At 74.7% G+C, this 1,085-nt stretch carries 1 protein-coding gene and 1 pseudogene; both read right to left on the bottom strand.

All coding sequences use genetic code 11. The features are described 5' to 3' along the window. Nucleotides 1-370, bottom strand: a pseudogene (locus tag BZL64_RS35640) (hypothetical protein); the annotation flags it as partial. Nucleotides 371-412: 42 nt separating this feature from the next. Next, nucleotides 413-1,085, bottom strand: a 673-nt coding sequence (locus tag BZL64_RS35635) for a M1 family aminopeptidase (protein WP_143663404.1), incomplete at its 5' end; no start/stop codon positions are given.

Genomic DNA, 1,085 nt, shown 5'->3' with positions numbered 1-1,085 from the left:
CGCCGGCGCGGTGGTGGTCGGTCCAGCCGCGCAGGGCGTTGTGGGCGGGCCAGGCCGGGCCGGGCTGCCAGCCGGTGCCGGTGAGGCGGTACAGGACGACTTCGGAGAGCGGGGAATCAGGGCCGCGCCCGGTCACCACGACCACCTGACGGGCGGCGGCGGGTACGGCCGAGCGGGTCTTCGGGCCCAGGCCGGGCAACCGGCGCGGGCCCGTCCGCGCGGCGGCCTCGGGCGCGGGCGTGCTCGGCGCCGCCGAAGTGGTCGCGGGGGCGGGGGCGTTGTGGTCGGGCGAGGCCGCCGCGCCGCCGCCGCATCCGGTGAGCAGGAGGGACGCGGCGAGCAGCGCGGCGCGGGCGCGATGCGTGATCATGACTCGACCCTGGCCGAGAGGTGTGAGGAACTGGTCAGGTTCTCAGGGACGGTTGGGCTTTCCCTGAGCGTACAGCCAGGTCGCGAACAGGCTTCCGAGGTCCTTCCCCGACACCTTCTCCGCCAGCCGCTCGAACTGGGCGGTGGTGCCGTTGCCGTCGCGGTGTGCGGCGGCCCAGGCGCGCAGGACGCGGAAGAAGGCGCGGTCGCCGACCGTGGTCCGCAGGACGTGCAGGGCCATGGCGCCGCGGGCGTAGACGGGTGTGCCGAAGATGTTCGCGCCGCTGCCGGGGTCGCCGGGCGGGAACTCCCACAGGCCGTCGGCCGCCGGGCGGGCGTACAGCGCGTCGAAGGCGGCCTGGGCGCTGTCGCCGCCGTGCTGTTCGGCGTAGAGCCACTCGGCGTAGGTGGCGAAGCCCTCGTTGAGCCAGATGTCCTTCCAGGAGGTGAGGGAGACGGAGTCGCCGAACCACTGGTGGGCGCTCTCGTGGACGAGGGTGCTCAGGTCGGGCGCTCTGTCGTACACGGGCCGGGTCTGGGTCTCCAGGGCGTAACCGACGTTCGGGGCGTGGTCCACGATGGAGCCGGCCGCGCGGTAGGGGTAGGGGCCGAACAGGCGGCTTCCCCACTCCAGTACGGCGGGGAGCTTCGCCAGCACGGGCCCCGCCGCGGCGGCTTCGCGGGGGTCGACGGCGTCAAGGTCTACGACGCCGTCG

The sequence above is a fragment of the Streptomyces bobili genome (genome assembly GCF_002154575.1).
In the GTDB taxonomy this organism is placed as follows: domain Bacteria; phylum Actinomycetota; class Actinomycetes; order Streptomycetales; family Streptomycetaceae; genus Streptomyces; species Streptomyces bobili.
The sequence above is the reverse complement of the archived record's forward strand: the minus strand, read 5'-3'. Positions and strand labels throughout refer to the sequence as shown.